The organism is Parasedimentitalea maritima, assembly GCF_005771405.1.
GTDB classification, from domain to species: Bacteria; Pseudomonadota; Alphaproteobacteria; order Rhodobacterales; family Rhodobacteraceae; genus Parasedimentitalea; species Parasedimentitalea maritima.
The window spans coordinates 390,362-413,599 of record NZ_VAUA01000005.1; the positions used below are offsets into that span (position 1 = coordinate 390,362).

Sequence of the window (23,238 nt, forward strand, 5' to 3'; positions counted from 1 at the left end):
CGTTCAAACATGGTTAATTCCGCGTCTGGGCCTTGCAATTTGTGTCGGACACAGTAGCATTTTGATACTTCATGGCGTCAGCAGTGATGCCAATTCGCGTCACGTATATCGATTTTATTCTAAATTCCTTATGGCGACTTCAAATAGCAGCCGACTATTGAACTGAACAAACCCAAGGTCCGCATCTCATGACAAAGGAAACCCGTACCCCGGCAGAGTTACGCAATATGTTTGGTGCTAATCTTCGCCACTTGGCCAAAGCCTATCCATCGATATCAGAACTCTCGAGACGACTGGGCATCAACAGGACCCAATTCAATCGATATCTTTCAGGCGAGAGCTTTCCGAGACCAGATGTACTTGATCGGATATGTTCATTTTTCGATGTGGACGCCCGTATCTTGTTAGACCCAGTCAACACTATCAATACCAAAGGGCAGATCCTAAACGGCTCAGTCCTAAATGAATTTTTGGGCCAGGGTGTCAGCACGCTGACGGAAGACAATTTTCCTTCAGGTATTTACCGGTTTTTGCGACGAAGTTTTGTTAGGGAAAGCCGATACCTGATCGGCTTGTCATATGTATTTCGTGAGGACGGCGTTACATATGTCAAAGGGTTTGAAGCCAAGGATGCCATGCACCACCAGGGGTTATCCACTGACGCCAAAACCCGCGAGTTTAGGGGCTATGCAACCCGCCAGGACGATGGTGTTGCCTTGATCATCGCGCGCCGGGGGGCTCTTACATGCTCATTCAACTATCTGGCCCGGGTCGCTTCGCTCGAAAATAACTTCTGGGTTGGCTATGTTACACGTACAGTTCGCGAAGGGCCGAATGGGACCAGAGCAACCCGAATGATTTACGAACATCTGGGACACAAGTGGTCGGAGATCCTAACTGCTGCCCGTAGCTCAGGATTTATTGAAGAATCCAATTTGACGCCATTCCATCGTCGTTTGTTGCAAGTCGGTGACCCGTTCAGCTGACGACACCGCCAATCGGTACAGCATGTCGCCTTGAGAAAAGTCTGGTCGCGAAACAGACGGACAAAGATCTCCAGCTCACTATCAGGGAATGATAGCAAGAGCGAGGAACCTCAATGCCCGTTACTGATCTGTCGCCCGTGAACCTGCCTATCCAACAGGCTCAGGGTCTGCCGAATGCCCACTATAACGATGCTGCCGTCTTTACCGAAGAAAAGCAGGCCTTGCTATTGACCCAATGGAGCGGTCTTGCGGTTGCTGCTGATGTGGCAGAACCAGGTGATGCAGTGCCCGTCACGTTTATGGACATCCCTCTGTTGCTGATCCGGGATCGTCAGGGCACAGTTCGGGTGTTTCAAAACACCTGCCGCCATCGGGGAATGATTTTGGTCGAGGCTCCCCGCAAGATTGAGGGTGCAATCCGATGCCCATATCACAGCTGGTGTTATTCCACCGAAGGTAAATTGGTCAGCACCCCACATGTTGGTGGGCCGGGACAGAACACTCATGATGGGATTGACCGCGCCTTGCTGGGCCTGATCGAAGTGCGCAGCCATATCTGGCGTGATGTTGTCTGGATCAACATCTCCGGTGATGCTCCACCTTTTGATGCGGCTATGAAAGACGTGATTTCCCGTTGGGCTGAATTTGACGTTCCCCTGTTTCATGGAGGTGAGGATAGCCGGTTTCAGTTGAAACTGGATTGCAACTGGAAACTGGCTGTCGAAAACTACTGTGAAAGTTATCACCTGCCTTGGGTTCACCCCGGGCTCAACAGCTACTCCCGATTAGAGGATCACTACCACATCGAGCACCCCGGATCGTTCTCGGGCCAGGGTACGTTGGTCTATCGTCAGATTCAGGCCAGCGATGGCACGAGGTTTCCCGATTTTGTTGGCTTAAATGATGCCTGGGACAAGGCAGCCGAATACATAGCAGTTTACCCAAATGTCTTGATGGGAGTACACCGCGACCACGCCTTTGTAATTGTCCTGCTCCCGGATGGACCCGCCAAAACAATCGAGAATATCCACATCTATTATGCAGCTGACCAAAGCGACGCGGCTCTCCGCGCCCGCAATACAGCGCAGTGGAAAGAGGTGTTTGCAGAAGATGTGTTTGTGGTTGAGGGCATGCAACGCGGGCGCAACGCCCCAGGGTTTGACGGAGGACGTTTCTCCCCTGCCATGGATGGACCAACACATCTGTTCCATAGCTGGGTCGCAGAACAGGTACAAATCCACCGGACACAGACCAAGCTTTCCGAATGATCACCCTAGAGACAAGACTCCTGGCCGCCCATGATAAGAATGACACTTCATCTCTGGTCGATCTCTACACCGAGGCCGCCAACGCGGCCTCACACCAAGATGCGTCAGCGTTCTACCTGACCCAAGCTTACATTTATGCACTGGACCTCGGCCACCGCAACTCGGAACATCTTCGCAATAGGCTGGTCAAGCTCGGACGGGAGGAATGAACAGCCCCCGGTTATTCCTCATCAACAATGACAATCAGTCTATAAACATGCCAACTGGCGTGCCCCAAAAGTGGAATAACCAGAAGCAGCCCGACAAAACCTGGCAGCATTGCGGTAAAAGTGGTTAGCGCGATAAAAATCGCCCAGCCGATCATCAGAACAAAGTTCTGACTGACATATTGGAAACTTGTGATCATGGCGGTGACAAAATCCACTTCACGATCGAGCAACAGCGGCAGAGACAGCACCGTGATCATAAACAAAAGCAGAGCAAACAGCGCTCCCACTACGCTGCCCACGGCCAGCATCACCAACCCATTGGTCGTCAGGAACACGTCCAGCGAAGACGACACATTGGTCATTGGTGACAGGCCCAAAAACAGAGCAAAAATCATATGCCCTAAGAAAAACCAGAACAAAAAGACCACAACGATAATGGCACATACCGATGGCAACTGGCGACTGCCTTGCTGCAGAACAGCGCGAAAGACGGCTTTGATATCTTTGGACTGACCCTGTTCTAAGCGATGCGAAACCTCGTACAGCCCAACAGCAGCAAACGGGCCGATCAGCGGGAAACCGATAGCCGCAAGCACCAACCAGTAGGTCGTGCCTGTAACTTGCGTAATCCAAACCATGACCCAACCCGCCAAAACATAAAGCGCTGAAAACATTAGACCAAGTTCTGGCCTGCTCCGATAGTCGGCCCACCCAAGACGCAACGCCTGGCGTAAGATTGCAGGGGTCATCATCCGCAACCGCGGTACGCCAAATGTCTTCGTTGTAGTCATTAATGTCTCCTCCCAAAGACGCCTTCCTAGCCTGCTTACAGGGTGGGTGGCTTTCTATCTGGCCAGCCAGTCGCCCCATGATAGGCGTTTCCAAGGGACAGAATTTCACGATCCTGGCCAAGGGCTCCAAAGATCTGGATGCCTATCGGCAATCCGTTCTCTCCAAACCCAGCTGGGGCCGCAAGACTGGGAAGCCCCAACAGGCTGACCGGCAGCACAACCTGCATCCAACGGTGATAGGTGTCCATTTCTACGCCCGAAATTTGTCGTGGATAATCCAAACCAACATCAAACGGCCAGCATTGAGCAGTCGGGAGTATCAGCGCGTCATAGGTCTCAAACAACTGAACCGCTGCCCGGTGCCAGTCCGATCGCGCCTCCGAAGCCAGCTGAATTTGCGTGCCACTCATAGCCTGGCCACGTTCCAACTCCCAGATGGCTGTGTCTTTCAGCGCGTGCTTGGTGTCTTCGTGCGCCTTTAACCCGGCGGCGACGGCAAATGATCGCAGGGTTACCCAGGACTCCCAGATCCGCTCAGCCGAGAATGGCGGAGCAACGGGTTCGACCACGTGACCGAGTTCCTCGAAGACCTTTAGCGCTGTTTCACATTGCTGAAGTATCCCTGATTCCATGGGCATTGCGCCCCCCCAGTCCCCAAGCCAGCCAATCCGTTTGGGGCGTGCTTCCGGTAACGGCATCATAGTTTCTGCAGTGCGCGCCAGTGGTATACGTGGATCAGGCCCGGCCATCACGTCCAACAGCAATGCGATATCTTCGGGACAACGCGCCATTGGCCCGCAGGTCGACAACCGGTGCAGGTACAGGTCGCCGGAGGGTTCAGCTGGCACCCTGCCCCAGCTGGGCCGAAACCCATATGTATTGGTCCATCCCGCCGGGTTTCGCAGGCTGCCCATCATGTCAGAGCCATCCGCAAGGGCCAGCATCCCTGACGCCAAAGCAACCGCAGCACCACCGGATGATCCACCGCAGCTTTTGGTCAGATCATAGGGATTACACGTTGCCCCATGCACCGGATTGAACGTGTGTGACCCCAGCCCAAATTCGGGTGTATTGGTTTTGCCAATGAAAATAGCCCCTGCCTGACGCATCCGCGCCACCATCAAGTCATCCGTTTGGGGAATGAAATCCGCCATCATTGGCGACCCATGTGTGGTTCGAATCCCAGCAACATTAGAGAGATCCTTGACGGCCATAGGCAAGCCATGCAGCGCGCCCCGCGTCTTTGCCAGATCAGCCGCCTTGGCCTCTGCCATCAGCGCATCACGATCACGCAACGAAACAATGGCATTCAGTTCCGGGTTCACTTCAGCAATCCGGTCTAAGGTGTTTTGCATCAGCTCTATAGCAGAGAGAGATCCAGACCGGAGTTCAGCAAGCAATTCTGTGGCAGTTTGAAAGGAAGAGGGCATGAGGTTCCAAAGTTGTGGCCAAAACTAATTTTTAGCCTAGCGTTTGGAAACTCACAATAAAACCCACAGCTCACATAGATCTTTTAAATTTTGAAGCCACAAATCTACGGCCCTAACTTGCTCAAATTATAAGCCGACATAGGGACAGTCAAACGATCAGAAGGTCAAACTTGCAGAGGCAAGTTCAGACATGGCCCGCTGAAAAATTGTACGTTATTTAGTTACCCTGAGCCTCAGCGCGGCTTTTACCAGACACGTCCAGCGCAAGTGTTGCTGCCATGAATCCGTCCAGGTCGCCGTCCAGCACACCCTTGGTATCAGAGGTTTCGTGGCTCGTGCGAAGATCCTTGACCATCTGATAAGGCTGTAAAACGTAAGACCGGATCTGGTTCCCCCAGCCCGCATCGCCAGCGTTTTCATGCGCTTCGTTGACCAATGCGCTCCGCTTATCCAGCTCCATTTGGTAGAGACGTGATTTCAGCGCTTTCATCGCAATATCACGGTTTTGGTGCTGGGATTTTTCAGAACTGGTTACAACAATTCCGGTGGGATGGTGGGTAATGCGCACGGCCGAGTCGGTGGTATTCACGTGCTGCCCGCCTGCGCCCGATGATCGGTAGGTATCAATGCGAATATCAGCCGGGTTCACTTCAATTTCGATGTTGTCATCGACAACTGGGTAGACCTTGACCGAAGTAAAAGAGGTGTGGCGTTTTGCAGCCGAGTCAAACGGCGAAATCCGGACCAGGCGGTGCACGCCCGATTCGGATTTCAGCCAGCCATATGCATTGTGACCGGTGATTTTATAGGCAGCAGATTTAATACCAGCTTCTTCGCCAGCACTTTCTGATTGCAGCTCAACCTTATAGCCCTTTTTCTCGGCCCAGCGGATATACATCCGTGCCAGCATCGAGGCCCAGTCACAGCTTTCAGTTCCACCTGCACCAGAATTGATTTCAAGAAAAGTGTCGTTGCTGTCCGCTTCACCGTCTAACAGCGCCTCTAACTCTTTCTTGGCGGCTTTGTCTGCCAGCGCGCTAAGTGATTCTTCGGCTTCAGCTACGACCTCAGCGTCATCTTCCATCTCGCCCATTTCAATAAGCTCGATGTTGTCAGCCATATCCTGATTGATACCGTTGTAAGTCTCCATCGCATCAACCAGCATTTGCCGTTCGCGCATCAATTTTTGCGCGGCTTCAGCGTTGTCCCAAAGGTTCGGGTCTTCGACTCGCGCGTCGAATTCTTCGAGCCGATGCGGCGCAGTTTCCTTGTCCATCCGCTGGGCTAGCAGCTCCAGAGACTTTTCAATCTGCGTCACATAGTTCTGGATTTCGGCGCGCATGGTTTGGTCCCAACTTGCTGTCTAAGGCCTGCGTGATACCAAGACCTGAGGGGCACCACAAGATGAGCAGAAATGTAATGACAGATGATCTCAATACTGTACTCGCCCGGTGGCAGCTCACCCAGGCAGAACACCTATCTCAGACTGCCATCGCGCAGCTATGGCGGGTGCGCCGGGCAGACGGAACAAGCGCGGTTTTGAAGCTGTACAAAAACGCCACACGGGGAAACGAGTCAGCCGGGGCTAAACTACTAACCGCATGGTCTGGCAGGGCAGTTGTAGAAATACTCGAGAATGACGGCGCGGCAATGCTGATGCAGTGGCTAGACGGGCCCAGCCTTGGTGACATCGCCCGTTCCGGAGACGCGAAACAGGCGGATCAATTGCTCTGCGAAACAGCACAAAGCCTTCAACAACACCCGATCTCTATGCGCGCTCCGCTGCGCTCGCTGGGCGATGCGTTTTCTCTCCTGCCTCAGTTGACCTATTGCACCAACTGCCCCACGCCGCTGCGCAAGAACATGTTACGCGCCACAGCGATGGCAAATCATTTGCTTGCCACTCAACCCAGCCCGGTACCGCTGCATGGTGACCTGCATCATGACAATGTCATTCTGACTGTTACTGGGCCAAAGGCATTTGATGCAAAGGGCTATACAGGGGACCCAGCATTTGAGCTGGCAAATGCACTGCGTCATCCCAAAGGCCTTCCCGCTCATGTCAAAGATCACAAACGCATCACGCAGACGACCCAATTGTTCGCACAGGCGCTTGGCGTGCCGTGTCACCGATTGGCGCAATGGGCCGCAGCCAAATGCGCGCTCTCAATCTGCTGGAGGGCAAATGGGCTGTTGATACAAGATGATGAGGCCGATTTGCTTTCGCTACTCGTGGAACAGGCTCTTGCTACAGAGTGCTGAACTTCAGATCAGCGCATGTCCACAGTAGCCCCCCTGCTTCAATAGAGTCCGCCTGAACTGACCGTACCAAATGTTGCCTTGGGCCCAAGAACAGCCGTGCCTCCGCTAGAGGTGGTGACCTGACGACCGGATGTATTAACCTCTTCAAACAGCGGCAAATTCGACCCCATCGCAAAACCACCATCATAGCTCAGACCAAAGATCGGTTCGGCGCCGTCTCGGAAATATTCAGCCACTACATAGTCGCCACCGGCATTGTCCGGCAAGCGAGCCCCCGTGAAGCGGTCGATTTTGATGAAATGCCCTCCCGGCGGGACGTCAAAAGGACCGCCACCGTATTTGGCTGTCGCTTCTGTCATAAACTGCTGGAACACCGGACCACAGGTATTCCCGCCATAGGTGCCGCGCCCCAGGGGTCGTGGCCGATCGTGACCAATGTAGCAGCCTGCCACAATGTTCGATGTAAACCCAACAAACCAGACATCGCGTGCCTCGTTGGTGGTACCGGTTTTACCGGCGGTGGGCACGCCGAGATTAACATTGCCCGCTGCTGTGCCGCGCTCAACCACACCACGCATCATTGACGTTAGCTGGTAGGCCGTAATCGGATCCATCACCTGATCTCGATCTGTGACGATACGTGGCGCCGCGCCTTCAGGCAGCAGCGCTGACGAGCAATCCACGCAGTCACGGTCATCATGACGATAAATTGTCTGGCCTTCGCGGTCCTGAATACGGTCGACCAGAGTGGGCGCAAGGCGCTCGCCACCATTGGCGAACATCGCATAGGCGGTAACCATCTTATACAGCGTGGTTTCTTCAGACCCCAGCGAGTTGGCCAGATAGGGGCCCATCTCGTCATAGACACCAAAGCGCTCGGCATAGCCGGCAACCACCGGCATCCCGACTTCTTGCGCCAGACGAATGGTCATCAGGTTCCGCGAGCGTTCGATCCCGGTGCGCAGGGGCGTCGGGCCATAGAATTTGTTCGATGAGTTTCGCGGCCGCCACAATCCCTGCGGTGTGTTCACTTCGATCGGCGCATCAACAACGATGGTTGCCGGGCTGTACCCGCTATCCAGCGCCGCCGCATAAACAAAAGGCTTGAAACTAGATCCAGGCTGGCGTTGTGCCTGCGTCGCACGGTTAAACACCGAATGCTGATACGAAAACCCGCCCTGCATCGCCAAAACCCGGCCTGTATTCACGTCCATAGCAACAAAGCCGCCCTGCACTTCGGGGACCTGACGCAAAGACCAGTGTTGAAACGCATCATCCTTGGTCACAGCAACCACATGAACAACGTCACTAACGGTGAGATTGTCATTGAAGCTCCCCTTCATCCACTTGATGTCGGAGCGCGGAACAACGCCAGTTTCATCGACACCTTCAATGCCAACTTGCAGTTCCTTGTCACCAATCCCCAGAACAACAGCGGGTAACCAGTCGCCGCCCAGTGTCACATCACGTGAAACGTCCAGCTCAGCCAATGCCTCACGCCATGCGGTGTCGTCATTCAGCAGGTCCGCTGGAATTGTCAGTTCAGTTCCGCGCCACACGCCGCGCGAGCGGTCATACTTCTCAAGGGCTGTTCGCAAGGACAAAGCTGCAACCGTTTGCATTTCTTCATCAATCGTGGCGCGCACAGTGAAACCACCAGTGAAGAACTCGCCTTCACCAAAGTCCACCGACAGCTGTCGGCGGATTTCATCAGTAAAATAGTCCCGTGGCGGCAATGCTGTACGGAAGCTCTCAAAGTCACCATTTTGAACCGACCGCAGCGGCTGTTCGACCTCAACTTTATAAACGGCTTCAGAAATATAACCGTTCTGGAACATCTCCCGCAGCACGTAATCGCGCCGTTCCGTCAAACGTTCCTTACCACGTACAGGGTGAAACTTGCCGGGTGCCTTAGGCAGAGACGCCAGAAAGGCCGCCTCATGTGGTGCCAGTTCGCCTAGCGTCTTATTGAAGTAAGTTTGCGATGCCGCTGCCACCCCATAAGAGTTTTGCCCCAGGAAGATTTCATTCATATAGAGCTCAAGGATCTGCTCTTTGTTCAGCGTCTCCTCCAATCGGGCAGCCAGAATAATCTCTTTGATTTTACGTTCAGCTTTTCGATCCCCTGATAGCAGGAAGTTCTTCATAACCTGCTGGGTGATGGTCGATGCGCCGCGCACATTTGACCCGCGCGAGCGTACCGCTTCAATCGCCGCTGCCGCAATACCGCGCATGTCATAGCCCTTGTGGCTATAAAAATTCTTATCCTCAGCAGATATGAACGCCTGTTTTACAAGGTCTGGAATTTCATCCGAAGGCGCAAACAGGCGGCGTTCTTTGGCAAACTCATCAATCAACTGCCCCTCACCGGAATAAATCCGACTGATAGTAGGCGGTTGATACTGGGCCAGCGATTCATGGCTGGGCAGGTCTTGCCCATAGATCCAGAACACGGCGCCAATAGTTAAAGCAACCATCGCAATACCAAGTGTGATGGTACTAAAAATGGAGCCAAAGAATGAGAGAATAAACCTAAGCACTGTTCTGCCTTCCTGTGCACATAGCGTCTATATAGGGACGCCAGCAGCAATGGTCAAAACCACAGATGGCAAAAACGTGCCATCTGATCCGCTAATCCGCCGAGATCTTCATCTAGCCACAAATATCCCAGGGTTTGGGGCTGTGCCCCAAGTCTACACCATGATTTGCAACCGTGCTACTGTCGTACCAGTGCGCGGCGCGCAGCGTCCTGTTCTCGCCATGCCACAAGGCCATTTAAGATACCCCTTGCCATCTGCGTTCGCCATTCAGAGTCTTGAAGATTTTTTAGATCACGCGGACTCGATAGAAAGCCGATTTCAATTAAAACCGAGGGGATATCTGCAGCTTTAAGCACAGAAAATCCAGCTGAGCGTAACGGGCGTCGGTTCAGCGGCCCCCCCTGGTTCCCCATGCCTTCAACCAGTGATCGCGCCAAGGCATCACTGCGGGGTTGGGTCTCCTGGCGCGCCAGATCAAGCAAAATTCCAGTCACCCGGTCATCCGCATCGCTCAAGTCCACGCCCGCCAACAAATCACTTCGATCATGCCGTTCCGCGAGTTTGGCAGAAGCGACATCCGAAGCCTCAGGCGACAAGACATGAACAGTGGCGCCATGCGCCAATCCTTCGGATAGCGCATCAGCATGAAGGGAAACAAAGACATCCGCTCCAGCTTGATGGGCCAGTGCGATGCGACGTTCCAACGAAACAAAATAATCGCCGTCGCGGGTCAATTGGACCTCAAACCGACCAGAGCGCACCAGTTCCTCGCCCAACTCAATTGCAAAGCTCAGAATCAGATCTTTTTCCACCACTGTGCCAGCTTCACCACTGACTTCAGCTCCGGGATCAATACCACCATGGCCAGGATCAAGAACAACCAATAACGGCGCATCCGGACTGCGTTCCTCAATGATGGGCAGGGTCTCCGCTTTCGGTAAATCCCAGCGCGGGTCAGTTGGCGCTCCGGCACCTTCAGAAAACACCTCGGCGTCGACAGCCCCCAGTTCAAGTTGCAATTGCGCGCGCGCGGTCACCGGATCAATATCCATCGCTGCGCCCAGCACCGCCATGGGTTTAGCCAGTTTCAGGACCATTCGCGACCACCCGGGGACATAGGTTCCAAATTGTGCTCGGGTGATCTGCGACCCCTGCAACAAAGTGTCGGAATTCAGCCCGCGCCAATCCACCTCTTGAAAATCCAGTACAAGCCGAGGTGGATTGTCCAAAGTGAACAGGCGGTAAGGCACGCCCTGGCTCAAGTTCAATGTGATCAGCGCCCCATTGCCCTGGTCTTCGATCCGGCTAGAAGTGGCATCGATACGCGCCAATCCACTGAATTTCTGAGCAAAAGCCGCCTGCCCCATTATCATCCATGCACATGCAATGAACGTGAAAACCCTGCTCATACTTTTACGCCTTTAATACTTTTTTCCCACCATACCCGAAACGCACCCGATCTGGGTAGGCCCTGAACCCGTGTTCCTCGCGCCAACATTTGGGCCGCAGACATGATCAGCTTCGCTGCGCCATAAACGTTTCCAGCCGTGCCAGCCCCTCCTCAATATCTTCCGTTGACCGTGCATAGGAAAATCGCAGTGTGGTTGCGCCTCGCACCGGATCAAAATCCAGCCCTGGCGTGACTGCCACACCTGCGTGGTCCAGAATTTCTGCGGCAAAGGCCCGGCTGTCTTTGGTCAAGTCCGAAACATCGGCGTAGACATAAAATGCGCCGTCCGGAGGAGCGATGTTTGTGAACCCTGCCTTGGGCAAACCTTCCAGCATGAGTTGGCGGTTACGGGCGTAAACGGCAAGGTTTTCTCGCATCTCGTCCTGACAATCCAATGCGGCAAGGGCCGCGACTTGGCTGGCGTGAGGCGCACAAATGAACATGTTTTGCGCAATCCGCTCGATCACTCGCACGTGATCCTCGGGCACGACCATCCAGCCAACCCGCCAGCCGGTCATCGAAAAAAACTTTGAGAACGAATTGATCACATAACACTCGTCGGTCAGTTCCAATGCCGTCACCGCTTTGGCTTCATATTCCAGCCCATGATAGATCTCGTCCGAAATAAAGCTGGCATCCTGTGCCTGCGCCGCGTCAATCAATGCAGCCATCGCGTCGCGATTGAGCATTGTACCACTTGGGTTGGCGGGCGAAGCAACCATCAAGCCCGCCAGATCCAACCCGTTCAGGTCAGCGGCGACCGGTTGCAGACGGTTTTCCGGCGCGGTCTGAATATCTACAGGCGTCATCCCAAGCGCACTTAAAATTTGCCTGTACGACGGATAGCCAGGTGCGCCTATGCCGACACGATTGCCACTATCGAACAGCGCCGTAAAGCCAAGCAGGAATGCACCGGAAGACCCCGGCGTCACGACAACACGGTTTGGGTTCAGATCAACATCATACCATTCCCCATAAAGTCGGGCGATACGCTGACGCAAAGCAGGCAGCCCCAATGCAACCGTGTAACCCAAACTGCCATCGTCCAATGCAGCAGCCAGAGCTTTGCGCGCGCCCAACGGTGCACCGGTTGACGGTTGCCCAACTTCCATATGAATGATGTGTCTGCCAGATTCTTCGGCTTTGCGCGCAGCCTCCATCACATCCATCACAATGAAAGGATCTACTTGGGATCGGGTTGAGTTTCGCATGCTGATCTCCCATGGTGCGGCCATGACTTTTGATCGTTTATCCCGGCTGTCGTCAATCCCAGCCTTTTTGCTGTGTGCGCTGTTCTTCTTCGCATCTACATTGCCTTCAATGGCAATTACATTGCTGCGTGATGCTGACATCGAACATGGGCTGAATAAATTGGCAGCGCCGGTGCTCAGCGCAGCGGGACTGAATACCAAACGGGTGCGGGTACTGGTGGTCAATGATTCCACCTTCAACGCCTTTGTCGTCGATTCGCAGACTATTTTTGTGAACTATGGGCTGATCTTAAAGGTCACCAGCCCCGAGGTTCTGCAAGCCGTAATCGCGCATGAAGCGGCCCATATCACCAACGGTCATCTGGCGCGGCGCATGCAAAACATGCGCTCGGCCAATTCGGTTGCTGGTCTGGGCACCGCCTTAGCTGTGCTGGCGGCTGCCGCCGGAGCGGGTGAAGCCGCAGCTGGTATCGCAGTTGGAGTGCAAAGTTCAGCCTTGCGTTCCTTTCTGGCCCATACACGCGCTGAGGAGTCGTCGGCAGACCGCTCAGCTGCGGGCTACCTGACTCGTGCAGGCATCAGCCCACAAGGAATGGTGCAACTTCATAAGATATTTGCCGGCCAAGAGCTGCTAAGTACAGTCAATCAAGACCCCTATATGCGCTCTCATCCGCTCAGCCGTGATCGTTTGCGTGCAGCAAAAGCCTACGTTGCAAGCTATGGTGACCAAGGCAGCACCTCAGCTGAGGCAAATTATTGGTTTGCACGGGTGCGGGGCAAATTATCAGCATTTGTTCGATCGCCGAAATGGACACGGCGTCGGGCTGGAGAAGAAGCATCCAAAGATATTCGTCTGATGCGAGAAGCTGTGTCCTACCATCGTCAACGCAACCTCAGTAAATCTCTAAACGCGATGAACGGTGCGTTGGCTTTGCGTCCCAATGATGCATTCTATTTTGATCTCAAAGGTCAGATCCTGATGGAAAACCGCCGCTGGAACGAAGCTTTGTCAGCCTATCGTCAGGCCGTCAAACTTGCCCCTTCAGAACCCTTGATCCTCGGCGGATATGGTCGGGCCCTGCTGGCGGCAGGCCACCCTAAGCAAGCGATCCAGGCTATGGAAAAGGCCCGGTCCCGTGACTTTCGTGACACCCGCCTGCTGCGGGACATGTCGCTGGCCTACGCAAAAACCGGTCAAAGTGGCATGGCGGCTCTGGTCACCGCAGAGCGATACGCGTTACAGGGCAGAATGGATGACGCCGGACGGCATGCCACACGGGCCAGCACTCAGTTGCCTCGTGGCTCTGCTACTTGGCGACGAGCACAAGACGTGCTTATCGCTGCTGAATACTACCAAAAAAGGAAGAACAAATGATCCGCTTTCCCCGCGCCCTAGCCGGTGTAGCAACCGCGATGACACTGCTGTGTGCTCCGGTTCAAGCGCTAGATTTGACCAGTATGAGTGAGGCAGAGCGCGCCGCTTTTGGTGCCGAAGTCCGCGCTTACCTTCTGGAAAACCCCGAAGTGATTATTGAAGCCGTGAACCTGCTGGAGCAGCGCCAGGCCGAAGCCGAGGCGGTTGAAGATGAAGCACTGGTCGCAGCCAATCTGGATGAACTGTATAACGATGGTTTTTCATGGGTTGGTGGCAACCCAGATGGCGATATTACTGTGGTCGAATTCATGGATTACCGCTGTGGATATTGTCGTCGCGCCGCACCTGAGGTCGAGAAATTGGTCCGAGAAGATGGCAACATCCGGTTGGTGATCAAAGAATTCCCGATCTTGGGAGAAGCCTCTTTGATTTCGTCCCGCTTTGCCATTGCGACCCGCATGGTGGCTGGCGCCGATTCTTACAAACTCGTTCATGATGCATTGATCGATTTTGGTGGTGAGCCCAGCGAAGTGTCCTTGCGTCGCCTCGCCTTGGGATTGGGACTGGACGCTGATGTCATTATGGCAAAGATGAATGACCCAGAGTTGAACCACGAGCTGGCACAGACCCGTGCCTTGGCACAACGTTTGAAAATCTCGGGCACACCCACATTTGTGGTTCAGGACGAATTACTGCGTGGCTATCTACCTGCCGATCAAATGTCAGTCATTGTGGCCGACAAGCGCGACCAACGCGGTTGAGTTCACTGCAGGGTGCGCAACCAAGCGGACCCTGCAACCCAACACTATCTGATCAATCTGAAGTTTCAGCCGCCGCATTTAACATAGCAGCCTTTTTCTCGACTTCTTGAACAATGTGGTCGACCATTTGGTCGTTGTTCATCTTGTGGCTGGCCTTGCCTGCCAGATAGACCATCCCTGCCCCAGCCCCCCCACCAGTAAAACCAACATCGGTCATCAAGGCCTCGCCCGGACCATTGACGACACATCCTATGATCGACAGGCTCATCGGGGTGTGAATATGCGCCAACCGCTGCTCCAGCGCCTCAACCGTTTTGATCACATCAAACCCCTGTCGCGCGCAGGACGGACAGGAGATGATATTGATTCCGCGATGGCGCAGGCCAAGGGATTTGAGGATCTCAAAGCCAACCTTGATCTCCTCCACCGGATCAGCACTAAGCGAAACACGGAGGGTGTCGCCGATGCCCATCCACAACAATTGGCCCAAACCAATCGCTGACTTAATGGTGCCAGAGACAAAGCCACCCGCCTCGGTGATGCCGAGGTGAATCGGAGCATCCGTTGCTTCAGCCAGTTTCATATAAGCCGCAGCCGACATGAACACATCAGATGCTTTGACCGATATCTTGTAATTGTGAAAATCGTGATCCTGCAAGATGCGGATGTGATCGAGCCCACTTTCGACCATCGCATCGGGACAGGGTTCGCCGTATTTTTCCAGCAGGTGTTTTTCGAGTGAACCGGCGTTTACACCAATGCGAATTGAGCAATTGTGATCCTTGGCGGCTCTGATCACGTCCGCAACCCGCTCCTCGCTGCCGATGTTACCGGGATTGATCCGCAGGCAGGCTGCTCCGGCCTCAGCGGCTTCGATACCCCGTTTGTAGTGAAAATGGATATCGGCAATGATCGGCACTGGGCTTTCAGCAACAATCTCTTTTAACGCCTTGGAAGAGGCTTCATCCGGCACCGAGATCCGTACAAGATCTGCTCCGGCTTCGGCGGCAGCCTGCACCTGCGCCACCGTAGCCGACACATCAGTCGTAAGTGTGTTGGTCATGGTCTGCACTGCGATTGGCGCATCACCGCCAACAGGTACATTTCCCACCATAATTTGGCGGCTTTTACGACGTTCAATATTGCGCCAGGGGCGGATGTGATTAATCGACATATGTAGATCCAGACAAACGATCAGTTGCCCCTAGATAGGCACTGAACGCCTGTGCTGCAATGGCACAAGACACCGACTTTGCCGTCTATTAGCTACTGCACCAGCGGCAATTATTCTGAAAACAGCCCGGCCTCGAGCTCAGCAACCATTTTTGCAAAATCGCGATCTTGATCAATGTCAGCGACATCAAACCGCTCGGTCACACTGTCGATCGACAGAGGCAGATTTCTGGTGACTTCACCACGATTTCCAACTGGGCCAAAATGAGCACCGCCCAACGCAAAATAGATCGCGCTGCTTTCGCCGGTGCGCAAAATGGGGGCTTCTTCCGTAGTAGGAATCTCGTAGCGTTGACCAGGGGTCATGATGCCTTCAAAAATTACACTGCCATCAGCTGAACTGACCCGCACCCACGAATTCCGAACTGCGACCATCTCCATAGTCGGAGCGGAGTGCTCGACAACTTGGGGGACCAACTGCGTTTGGGGGTGCTGTCCGATGACGGTCGATCTGCTATCCGCAAAAATTTCCTGTCTGGGCAGCTCTGGTGCAGCAAAACTACCAAATGTTGCAGGATCAAGTGTTGAAATTGGCGCGTCCCGCGCAGTCATAACCGGCACGGCCAGAGCCTGAGGCCTGTACAACCGATCAAGTGCATCTGATGCAGAGCCATCATTTTCTGTAGCGGTTCCCATACCTGCGGCCTGCAGGGGATCCAGCTCAGCCAATACAACAGGGGTCTGCTCCATCGGAGCCATCTGCACCTGCTGCACTTGCTTCAAAACCGTCCAGCCACCAAACCCGATACCGCCGATCAGAGCCAGCAACACCAGAGACGACCCAATTGCCCGGGCTTCGATTTGTGAAAGGAGCCCGCCATTTCGGGGCGCAAAGGGCGTGTTAGGTGCAGTAAACGCATCTGATCCCAGCCCCCCCATACCAGAGGCAATCGGTGCTGGTCCTGTACGCTTGCTCGAGGCTTTGGCGGACATGCCGTGCGCCACTTCAAACCCACTTTCGCGGCAAAAATCTTCAAATACCTGCTCAGGATCCATGCTCAAGTAACGGGCATAAGATCGAACATAACCAGCGATAAATCCGGGGGTATCAAACACTGACGGGTCAGAATTTTCGATGGCCGAAATATAGGATGCCTTAATCCGCAATTCGCGTTGCACATCAAGAAGTGATTTGCCCATTGTCGCTCGTTCGCCGCGCATGGCGTCCCCGAGCCGAACTTCGTAATCATCAAAGCTTTTCGGCTCGATGACCTCCTGCGCTTTGGACCTGCGCTGAGTGATGCGCCCAATCATCCCTGCTATCCTATACCTGCCTGCCACATTCCGCCCAGAGTGCCTAACGAATCATCCCATCGATTCGTTTGCGCTCTTTCGTTGACGTTTAGATAACACACTCTAAGTATTTTTACAGCTGGCAGTAACTTACCCCGCTAAATCGGCACGATTCAGCGCACAGTGCGACCATAGCGCGTCCATTGCATTAACAAGGGCATCAATCTCTTTGGGACCATGTACTGGAGACGGAGTGAACCGCAGCCTTTCCGTACCACGCGGCACAGTGGGAAAGTTTATTGGCTGCACGTAGATACCATATTCAGATAGCAACATATCGCTCAGCTTTTGGGTATGTACGGGATCACCAACAATCACCGGTACGATGTGACTGCCTTGATCAATTATGGGCAACCCAAGCCCCTTGAGGCGCAACTTGAGAATCTTAGCCTGCTGCTGCTGCATATCTCGCAGCTCTTGGGCCTGCTTAAGGTGAGCCACAGAAGCTGCTGCACCTGCGGCAACAGCTGGCGCAAGCGAGGTTGTGAAGATAAAACCAGGCGCGTAGGATCGGATCGCATCAACCATCTTAGCGCTGGCCGCGATGTAGCCTCCCATCACCCCAAAAGCCTTAGCCAGTGTTCCATTAATGATGTCGATACGATGAGCCAAGTTATCCCGCTCAGCGACACCACCACCACGTGGGCCATACATACCTACCGCATGCACTTCGTCGATATAGGTCAGCGCCCCGAATTCTTCGGCCAGTTCGATAATCTCTTCAACGGGACCAAAATCGCCATCCATTGAATAGACCGATTCAAATGCGATTAACTTTGGCGCGGAAGGATCGTCGGCCATAAGCAGTTCACGAAGGTGCTTCACATCATTGTGGCGAAAAATCCGCTTGGAGCCACCGTTACGGCGCACCCCTTCGATCATAGAAGCATGGTTCAGTGCATCAGAATAGATAATCAAACCGGGAAACAGTTTGGGCAGTGTACTCAAAGTCGCATCATTCGCGATGTAGGCAGAAGTGAACAGCAGCGCTGCTTCCTTGCCATGCAAATCAGCCAGCTCGGACTCTAGACGCTTGTGATAAACCGTTGTACCCGAGATATTGCGTGTGCCACCTGAACCCGCACCGGTTGCATCAATTGCTTCATGCATCGCCTCCAGAACAACTGGATGCTGCCCCATCCCCAAATAGTCATTGCCACACCAAACAGTGATGTCCTTTTGACTTCCATCAGGCTGGGTCCAGACCGCATGTGGGAAGTGCCCCTTGCGGCGTTCGATATCGATAAAGGTCCGATAGCGACCTTCTGCATGCAGTTGGTCAATCGCTGTGTCGAGTTTCGCGGTATAGTCCACCGTCTTCTCCATAGCTTGGTCCGGATTTCCGGAGTGTCGGCGCCCATGCCACATTCACGTTCGTGAATGAGTAACAATTACACCCGTGATTATCAACCAAATACGCGCGGGCAAACCGTCGCAGCCTTGATGTGGATCAAATAGACCTTTGTTTCGCTGGCAGCAAGATCAGCTGCGGCATCCCTTTGCGTGAAGCCGTCGTCTTTTGGAAACTCGTGCGGATTATTGACGCAAAATCGACCCGTCGAATAGTCACAGCCACTATACCACTCCTGTCCCATTTTACCCCCTCCCCGTCATACTTCCTTATGGATTTTGGACTCTGAAAGTTAATTCCCTCCACAAAAATGTGGAGCTGGAATTCACCGCCGGAGGCTCTGGCCCCTTCCTCGAGGCGCTGCTAGGTTCCACTCAAACGCCCGCCATATTGGAGAAAACGATGACACTCGAGAACGTTCTGGCCCAGATCGACGCAGATCTAAGCCCTGCAACTGAACGGCTGATGGAACTGCTGCGCATCCAGTCCATTTCAACTGACCCCGCCTACAAGCCCGAATGTGACAAGGCCGCAGATTGGCTGGTGGCGGATCTACTAACAATTGGCATCCGTGCCGAGAAACGCCCTACCCCAGGCCACCCGATGGTGGTGGGACATGTCGGCGAAGACCTAAACGATGTGCCGCATGTTCTGTTTTATGGCCACTACGATGTGCAGCCGGTGGATCCGCTCGCTCTTTGGGACAACCCGCCATTTGAACCCAAACTAGAAGAGACCGCCAACGGCACCGTGATTCGCGGACGCGGCGCTTCAGACGACAAGGGGCAATTGATGACCTTCGTCGAAGCTTGTCGTGCCTGGAAAGCAATACATGGCACCCTGCCCTGCCGAATTACCTTCTTCTTTGAGGGTGAAGAAGAATCAGGGTCACCATCATTGGTTCCTTTCATGCAGGAAAACGCTGCTGAACTGAAAGCGGATCTGGCGTTGATCTGTGACACCTCAATGGTGTCACGAGGCGTGCCATCAATCTCGTCGCAGCTGCGCGGGATGCTTAAAGATGAGTTCACTCTGGTTGGCCCCCGCATTGACCTGCATTCCGGACATTACGGCGGCCCCGGATTGAACCCACTACGGGAAATTTCGCGCATTGTCGCCTCTTTCTATGACGAAGAAACTGGTAAGGTTGCTGTCGACGGCTTCTACGAAGGCGTACATGAGGTGCCAGTTGATCAACTGCGCCAATGGGAAGGCTGCGGCTTTGAACAGAAAGAATATCTAGGCAATGCAGGCTACACTCAGGCACACGGTGAAAAGGATTATTCGATCCTTGAACAGCAATGGGCACGTCCAACACTGGAAGTGAACGGAATTTGGGGGGGATACAACGGCGCAGGCTCCAAAACCGTTATCCCATCCGAAGCTCACTGCAAGATCACCTGCCGTCTGGTCGGTGATATGGATCCGGATGCCCTTCGGCACAAAATTCGCAAACACGTCGAAGCCCGTTTGAAGCCAGACACAAAGGTAGTTTGGGATAACGATTTGGAAGGATCGGGCGCTTCGGTGATGAACATCACCCGCCCCGAGTTTGAATCCGCTCGTTGCGCACTGTCGGATGAATGGCAGCGTGAGGCCGTGTTCTGCGGTATGGGTGGATCAATCCCAATTGCCGGTTTCTTCAAGTCCGTCCTGGACATGGATGCAATGCTGGTTGGTTATGCCAACGAAGATGACGCAATCCATTCACCCAACGAAAAATACGACCTCAAGAGCTTCCATAAGGGTATCCGCTCTTGGGCCCGTATTCTCGACGCTTTGACCAAATAAACAAACAAGCCCGAAGAGCGAAAACTCTTTGGGCTTGCTCCCTCTTTTTTGCCTCCCTCGGGATTTCGCCGCATGACCACACAGAAACCAACCCCTCTCGCGCTGCTGGACGAAATAGTTGCGTTGGAAACCCAAGTTTGGCAGGCGCTCCTTCTGGGAGACAGCGAGGCCGACAGCAAAATGCTGACGGACGACTTTCTCGGCGTGTATCCGTCAGGGTTTTCAAACAAAGCAGAACACTGCGGACAACTGGAAAATGGCCCGGTTATGACGTCGTTCTCGCTTACCCAACCGCAACTACGGGTCATCTCAACAGATGCAGTGTTGCTGAGCTATCGCGCCAGTTATCTTCGTGTCGACGGCACAAACCAAGAAGAGATGTACATTTCATCCCTGTGGCAGCGCAGCGGTAGTGGTTGGATGAACAGCTTTAGTCAGGACACCCCGGCGGACTAAGTTCACTTCAGGGATCATCCGAGGCATCCAACACAACGCCTTCCTTCACACCATGGCCAGATTTAGTGTCATAGGCGTCCTGCTTATCCTGCCAGTCTTTGGTTTCATCCGTCCAAAATTTGTCAATATCCGCTTTGACAATGTCGCGACTTGTCACTGCAGCTTCCAGCTCAGCCACACATTTCTTGAAAATATCGTGGTGATTGTTCTCATGTGTGTTGAGCTTCCCCCACATCGCATCCCAGCTATCCTTCTGACCCGAATTCGCTTTGCCGTAGTCTTTCCACTTAGGCATGACGATCGACGGTTTGCTGGTCAGCGTGAACACATCAACATGGCCGTCCAATTGAAAACTCGCCTTGTAGCTAGCATTCGATCGGTATCGCCCCCAAAACGCACGTTTTTGCAGAGCTTTGAACACCGCCTCAATGGTTTTCCCTCCAATCGAGTAGGTAGACGACTTAGGCGCAGGGATGGTTTTTTTGAATGTAGCCGGATCCGGGTCGATGTATTCAAGGAAAACGCCAACCGAACTGCCATTTGATGTCTTACTGGCATAATCCTCAACTGCCTTAGAGAATGCAGCCTTCGCTGCTTTGGCTTCGGCGTTGAACCCAGCCTTATCCAGCTCCTTCTCTTTCACGTCTGCGGAAAACTTCGCGACAGCTTCCAACGTTAGGGCATGCAAACTGGAAAGGTATTTTTCCAATGCCTTTAGCATCCGGTCCCATTCTGCTTGTCGATTCTTAGTGCTTTTGCCGTACTCAGCCCACTTTGGTTGCGTTATCACAGGCTTCAACGCCACGGTAATTTCAGTCACTTTTTTCGATTTATCAAACTTGGCCGTAATCACAGGCGCGGCAACATAGCTGCCCCAACTAGACTTTTTATCCAATGCTGTTTCCAACTCGGACATGTCAACGCCAGCCACGGGAAAGGTTTTTGGGGATGGTTTAGGAATTTTTGTTTTGACAGCTATTGCCATTATCGCCTCCAAAGGCCGAATAAACTCGGTAAAAAAACACAGGCTCCAGACTAACTGGGCCCTGCTGCTGAGGGAAATCGCCCAACTTGCGCCGAACAGAAACGGCACAGTGCAGCCAGCAAAGTATAACATGCCGTTCCAAATTTTAGAAATGAAGCATTCGAGGGGAAAGTGGCGCGGTTGACGGGGCTCGAACCCGCGACCTCCGGCGTGACAGGCCGGCACTCTAACCAGCTGAGCTACAACCGCGCAGTGACCTTGCGGTCGTTCCCCTCCGGGGCGGCCCATGTTCATGGGACTTGAAAAGAAGTGGCGCGGTTGACGGGGCTCGAACCCGCGACCTCCGGCGTGACAGGCCGGCACTCTAACCAGCTGAGCTACAACCGCGCATTTTCTTCTCACCAGACTTTGCAATCCAGTCCCCTCCGGGGCGGACCTTGATTTCCCCAAGGTGGGTAAGGCAGCAGTGGCGCGGTTGACGGGGCTCGAACCCGCGACCTCCGGCGTGACAGGCCGGCACTCTAACCAGCTGAGCTACAACCGCTTGCTGCCCATCCAACATCGCTGCTGAATGTTGGGCTGTAATATTCCTAGGTCTCGGGCATCGTCAAGCGGTGTTTGACCTTTTTCGCCGCTTTCTGGAAAAAAAAATCGAATTGCCGACCAAGTCTCTGAAAACAGGCGTTTACCCGACAATTCTCAAAACAACAGTCAGTGTGTAAACTTTACTCCCAGCATTCTATAAGTTGGTGCCCCCAGGCGCACTGACCAAAATGTGCTTCATCCTCTATGCAAGAAGAAGATCTGCATATCAGTGCAACCGGAACTGGGACCAAACTCTTGATCGCTGTTTAAGAACCGTGACAAATTTAGAGAAAATTCTAGGTATGCAATTTTTTCCATTAGCACTCCTTTAGCACCTCTCGGGCCAATGTCTGCCTGCACCTCGGACCGGGGTGGCGCGAACGCTTCCGGCCGAACGCAAACGTCAGAAACGACATTAGAACATGCCCCTGGGGGCCGATTACACTGGGTAAAATCCTAGTAGGAAAAGGAAGAAAAGACATGACCAGCATTCTGACCAACAATGGCGCAATGGTTGCCCTGCAGACACTTCAGTCCGTGAACAACAACCTGACCGATGCTCAGAACGAGATTTCAACTGGTAAACGAGTAGGTGCTGCCAGCGATAACGCTGCGGTCTGGGCCATCTCCAAAACAATGGAATCCGACATAGCAGGTTTTAACGCCATTTCAGAAAGCCTACATGTAGGCGAAGCTACTGTTGCGGTGGCATCAGCCGGCGCTGAACAGATCGTTGAAAAGCTGACTGAAATTAAGGAACTGATCGTCTCTGCTCAGTCCGAGAACGTCGACCACACCAAGATCCAGAACGACATTGATGCAAAGTCTGCACAGGTTGCTGCCATCATTGCTGCCGCTCAGTTCAACGGGGCCAACCTGTTGGCCACTGATGTAGACGGCAACGGTGCCTCGTCCCTTGGTGTTCTGGCATCACTGGATCGTGTTGGCGCAACAGGTACACCAACACCTACAGAAATCACAGTTGATACCGTTGATTTTGAGGCAAACATCGATCTGGCTTCGAACCTGACATCCTTCACTAACGTGACTGATGCGGCGACTGCTTTGACCGAAATTGAAGGCTTCCTCACCGTCGCAATTGACGGCGCTGCTGCACTCGGTTCGGATACCGCGCGTTTGAAAGATCAGGGTGATTTTGTCAGCAAACTAACCGACTCCATGAAAATGGGTGTTAGTTCGATGACCGACACCAACATGGAAGAGGCCTCTGCTCGGTTGAAGGCCCTGCAGACCCAGCAAC

20 protein-coding genes and 3 tRNA genes are annotated in these 23,238 nt (G+C 53.6%); 9 read left to right on the forward strand and 14 right to left on the reverse strand.

What is annotated here, in order from left to right; translation table 11 throughout:
* Window positions 1-188: 188 nt before the first annotated feature.
* The 3 genes from FEE96_RS12405 (at window position 189) to FEE96_RS12415 (ending at window position 2,463) form a co-directional block, all read left to right on the forward strand.
* Window positions 189-986, forward strand: coding sequence for a helix-turn-helix domain-containing protein (locus tag FEE96_RS12405; protein ID WP_138163379.1), 798 nt, complete (start codon window positions 189-191; stop codon window positions 984-986).
* A 113-nt stretch (window positions 987-1,099) separates the two neighbouring features.
* Window positions 1,100-2,254: an aromatic ring-hydroxylating oxygenase subunit alpha gene (locus FEE96_RS12410; protein WP_138163381.1), complete on the forward strand. Its 1,155-nt coding sequence runs from the start codon at window positions 1,100-1,102 to the stop codon at window positions 2,252-2,254.
* Window positions 2,251-2,463: a hypothetical protein gene (locus tag FEE96_RS12415; protein ID WP_171021694.1), complete on the forward strand. Its 213-nt coding sequence runs from the start codon at window positions 2,251-2,253 to the stop codon at window positions 2,461-2,463. Before FEE96_RS12410 ends, FEE96_RS12415 begins: the two co-directional genes overlap by 4 nt.
* A gap of 11 nt (window positions 2,464-2,474) precedes the next feature.
* Here FEE96_RS12415 and FEE96_RS12420 read toward each other — a convergent pair whose 3' ends face one another.
* The 3 genes from FEE96_RS12420 to prfB form a co-directional block, all read right to left on the reverse strand.
* Window positions 2,475-3,254 (reverse strand): DUF2189 domain-containing protein, encoded by a 780-nt coding sequence (locus FEE96_RS12420; RefSeq protein ID WP_138163382.1) that lies wholly within the window; start codon window positions 3,252-3,254, stop codon window positions 2,475-2,477.
* 35 nt (window positions 3,255-3,289) lie between these two features.
* Window positions 3,290-4,684, reverse strand: coding sequence for an amidase (locus FEE96_RS12425; protein ID WP_138163383.1), 1,395 nt, complete (start codon window positions 4,682-4,684; stop codon window positions 3,290-3,292).
* Window positions 4,685-4,901: 217 nt separating this feature from the next.
* On the reverse strand, window positions 4,902-6,026 hold the full coding sequence (gene prfB / locus FEE96_RS12430; RefSeq protein ID WP_138163384.1) for a peptide chain release factor 2: 1,125 nt from the start codon (window positions 6,024-6,026) through the stop codon (window positions 4,902-4,904).
* 62 nt (window positions 6,027-6,088) lie between these two features.
* Here prfB and FEE96_RS12435 point away from each other — a divergent pair, with 62 nt between their 5' ends.
* Window positions 6,089-6,946, forward strand: a complete 858-nt coding sequence (locus FEE96_RS12435; protein WP_138163385.1) for an aminoglycoside phosphotransferase family protein — start codon at window positions 6,089-6,091, stop codon at window positions 6,944-6,946.
* 38 nt (window positions 6,947-6,984) lie between these two features.
* Here FEE96_RS12435 and FEE96_RS12440 read toward each other — a convergent pair whose 3' ends face one another.
* The 3 genes from FEE96_RS12440 to FEE96_RS12450 all read right to left on the reverse strand — a co-directional run bounded on the left by FEE96_RS12440 (window position 6,985) and on the right by FEE96_RS12450 (window position 12,147).
* Window positions 6,985-9,486 (reverse strand): penicillin-binding protein 1A, encoded by a 2,502-nt coding sequence (locus tag FEE96_RS12440; RefSeq protein WP_138163386.1) that lies wholly within the window; start codon window positions 9,484-9,486, stop codon window positions 6,985-6,987.
* Between the two features lie 176 nt (window positions 9,487-9,662).
* On the reverse strand, window positions 9,663-10,895 hold the full coding sequence (locus FEE96_RS12445; protein ID WP_138163387.1) for an N-acetylmuramoyl-L-alanine amidase: 1,233 nt from the start codon (window positions 10,893-10,895) through the stop codon (window positions 9,663-9,665).
* Window positions 10,896-11,001: 106 nt separating this feature from the next.
* Window positions 11,002-12,147, reverse strand: coding sequence for a pyridoxal phosphate-dependent aminotransferase (locus FEE96_RS12450; RefSeq protein ID WP_138163388.1), 1,146 nt, complete (start codon window positions 12,145-12,147; stop codon window positions 11,002-11,004).
* Between FEE96_RS12450 and FEE96_RS12455 the strand changes: the two genes are divergently transcribed.
* Together FEE96_RS12455 and FEE96_RS12460 are read left to right on the forward strand one after the other, a co-directional pair.
* Window positions 12,146-13,522 carry a M48 family metalloprotease gene (locus tag FEE96_RS12455; RefSeq protein WP_138163389.1) on the forward strand — a complete coding sequence of 459 codons (1,377 nt, stop codon included), beginning with the start codon at window positions 12,146-12,148 and terminating at the stop codon, window positions 13,520-13,522. The two genes, FEE96_RS12450 and FEE96_RS12455, sit on opposite strands and share 2 nt — an antisense overlap.
* Window positions 13,519-14,283: a DsbA family protein gene (locus FEE96_RS12460; protein WP_138163390.1), complete on the forward strand. Its 765-nt coding sequence runs from the start codon at window positions 13,519-13,521 to the stop codon at window positions 14,281-14,283. The genes FEE96_RS12455 and FEE96_RS12460 overlap by 4 nt, the downstream gene beginning before the upstream one ends.
* Window positions 14,284-14,335: 52 nt before the next feature.
* Here FEE96_RS12460 and ispG read toward each other — a convergent pair whose 3' ends face one another.
* The 4 genes from ispG to FEE96_RS12480 all read right to left on the reverse strand — a co-directional run bounded on the left by ispG (window position 14,336) and on the right by FEE96_RS12480 (window position 18,404).
* Window positions 14,336-15,457, reverse strand: coding sequence for a flavodoxin-dependent (E)-4-hydroxy-3-methylbut-2-enyl-diphosphate synthase (ispG, locus tag FEE96_RS12465; protein WP_138163391.1), 1,122 nt, complete (start codon window positions 15,455-15,457; stop codon window positions 14,336-14,338).
* A gap of 110 nt (window positions 15,458-15,567) precedes the next feature.
* The gene (locus FEE96_RS12470) at window positions 15,568-16,770 is read right to left on the reverse strand and encodes a helix-turn-helix domain-containing protein (RefSeq protein WP_138163392.1); all 1,203 of its coding nucleotides are present in this window, start codon (window positions 16,768-16,770) and stop codon (window positions 15,568-15,570) included.
* Between the two features lie 129 nt (window positions 16,771-16,899).
* The gene (gene hemA, locus FEE96_RS12475) at window positions 16,900-18,123 is read right to left on the reverse strand and encodes a 5-aminolevulinate synthase (protein ID WP_138163433.1); all 1,224 of its coding nucleotides are present in this window, start codon (window positions 18,121-18,123) and stop codon (window positions 16,900-16,902) included.
* A gap of 92 nt (window positions 18,124-18,215) precedes the next feature.
* Entirely contained in the window at window positions 18,216-18,404 is a 189-nt protein-coding gene (locus tag FEE96_RS12480; RefSeq protein WP_138163393.1) for a hypothetical protein, read from the reverse strand.
* Between the two features lie 158 nt (window positions 18,405-18,562).
* Here FEE96_RS12480 and FEE96_RS12485 point away from each other — a divergent pair, with 158 nt between their 5' ends.
* Window positions 18,563-19,951 (forward strand): M20/M25/M40 family metallo-hydrolase, encoded by a 1,389-nt coding sequence (locus tag FEE96_RS12485; RefSeq protein WP_138163395.1) that lies wholly within the window; start codon window positions 18,563-18,565, stop codon window positions 19,949-19,951.
* Between the two features lie 72 nt (window positions 19,952-20,023).
* Window positions 20,024-20,407, forward strand: a complete 384-nt coding sequence (locus FEE96_RS12490; RefSeq protein WP_138163397.1) for a nuclear transport factor 2 family protein — start codon at window positions 20,024-20,026, stop codon at window positions 20,405-20,407.
* Between the two features lie 7 nt (window positions 20,408-20,414).
* On the opposite strand, the gene FEE96_RS12495 is transcribed toward FEE96_RS12490, so the two are convergent.
* From FEE96_RS12495 to FEE96_RS12510, 4 genes are all read right to left on the reverse strand, one after another.
* On the reverse strand, window positions 20,415-21,392 hold the full coding sequence (locus FEE96_RS12495) for a DUF922 domain-containing protein (RefSeq protein ID WP_212744760.1): 978 nt from the start codon (window positions 21,390-21,392) through the stop codon (window positions 20,415-20,417).
* Window positions 21,393-21,564: 172 nt separating this feature from the next.
* Window positions 21,565-21,641, reverse strand: a tRNA-Asp gene (locus FEE96_RS12500).
* A 61-nt stretch (window positions 21,642-21,702) separates the two neighbouring features.
* A tRNA-Asp gene (locus tag FEE96_RS12505) sits at window positions 21,703-21,779 on the reverse strand.
* 80 nt (window positions 21,780-21,859) lie between these two features.
* A tRNA-Asp gene (locus FEE96_RS12510) sits at window positions 21,860-21,936 on the reverse strand.
* A gap of 521 nt (window positions 21,937-22,457) precedes the next feature.
* Here FEE96_RS12510 and FEE96_RS12515 point away from each other — a divergent pair.
* On the forward strand, window positions 22,458-23,238 hold a 781-nt coding region (locus FEE96_RS12515), incomplete at its 3' end, for a flagellin N-terminal helical domain-containing protein (RefSeq protein ID WP_138163401.1).

What these genes read in the sequence shown, in the direction of transcription:
- FEE96_RS12405 (WP_138163379.1), top strand. Translation starts at nt 189, where the DNA reads ATGACAAAGGAAACCCGTACCCCGGCAGAGTTACGCAATATGTTTGGT.
- FEE96_RS12410 (WP_138163381.1), top strand. Translation starts at nt 1,100, where the DNA reads ATGCCCGTTACTGATCTGTCGCCCGTGAACCTGCCTATCCAACAGGCT.
- FEE96_RS12415 (WP_171021694.1), top strand. Translation starts at nt 2,251, where the DNA reads ATGATCACCCTAGAGACAAGACTCCTGGCCGCCCATGATAAGAATGAC.
- FEE96_RS12420 (WP_138163382.1), bottom strand. Translation starts at nt 3,254, where the DNA reads ATGACTACAACGAAGACATTTGGCGTACCGCGGTTGCGGATGATGACC.
- FEE96_RS12425 (WP_138163383.1), bottom strand. Translation starts at nt 4,684, where the DNA reads ATGCCCTCTTCCTTTCAAACTGCCACAGAATTGCTTGCTGAACTCCGG.
- prfB (WP_138163384.1), bottom strand. Translation starts at nt 6,026, where the DNA reads ATGCGCGCCGAAATCCAGAACTATGTGACGCAGATTGAAAAGTCTCTG.
- FEE96_RS12435 (WP_138163385.1), top strand. Translation starts at nt 6,089, where the DNA reads ATGAGCAGAAATGTAATGACAGATGATCTCAATACTGTACTCGCCCGG.
- FEE96_RS12445 (WP_138163387.1), bottom strand. Translation starts at nt 10,895, where the DNA reads ATGAGCAGGGTTTTCACGTTCATTGCATGTGCATGGATGATAATGGGG.
- FEE96_RS12455 (WP_138163389.1), top strand. Translation starts at nt 12,146, where the DNA reads ATGCTGATCTCCCATGGTGCGGCCATGACTTTTGATCGTTTATCCCGG.
- FEE96_RS12450 (WP_138163388.1), bottom strand. Translation starts at nt 12,147, where the DNA reads ATGCGAAACTCAACCCGATCCCAAGTAGATCCTTTCATTGTGATGGAT.
- FEE96_RS12460 (WP_138163390.1), top strand. Translation starts at nt 13,519, where the DNA reads ATGATCCGCTTTCCCCGCGCCCTAGCCGGTGTAGCAACCGCGATGACA.
- ispG (WP_138163391.1), bottom strand. Translation starts at nt 15,457, where the DNA reads ATGTCGATTAATCACATCCGCCCCTGGCGCAATATTGAACGTCGTAAA.
- FEE96_RS12470 (WP_138163392.1), bottom strand. Translation starts at nt 16,770, where the DNA reads ATGATTGGGCGCATCACTCAGCGCAGGTCCAAAGCGCAGGAGGTCATC.
- FEE96_RS12480 (WP_138163393.1), bottom strand. Translation starts at nt 18,404, where the DNA reads ATGGGACAGGAGTGGTATAGTGGCTGTGACTATTCGACGGGTCGATTT.
- FEE96_RS12485 (WP_138163395.1), top strand. Translation starts at nt 18,563, where the DNA reads ATGACACTCGAGAACGTTCTGGCCCAGATCGACGCAGATCTAAGCCCT.
- FEE96_RS12490 (WP_138163397.1), top strand. Translation starts at nt 20,024, where the DNA reads ATGACCACACAGAAACCAACCCCTCTCGCGCTGCTGGACGAAATAGTT.
- FEE96_RS12495 (WP_212744760.1), bottom strand. Translation starts at nt 21,392, where the DNA reads ATGGCAATAGCTGTCAAAACAAAAATTCCTAAACCATCCCCAAAAACC.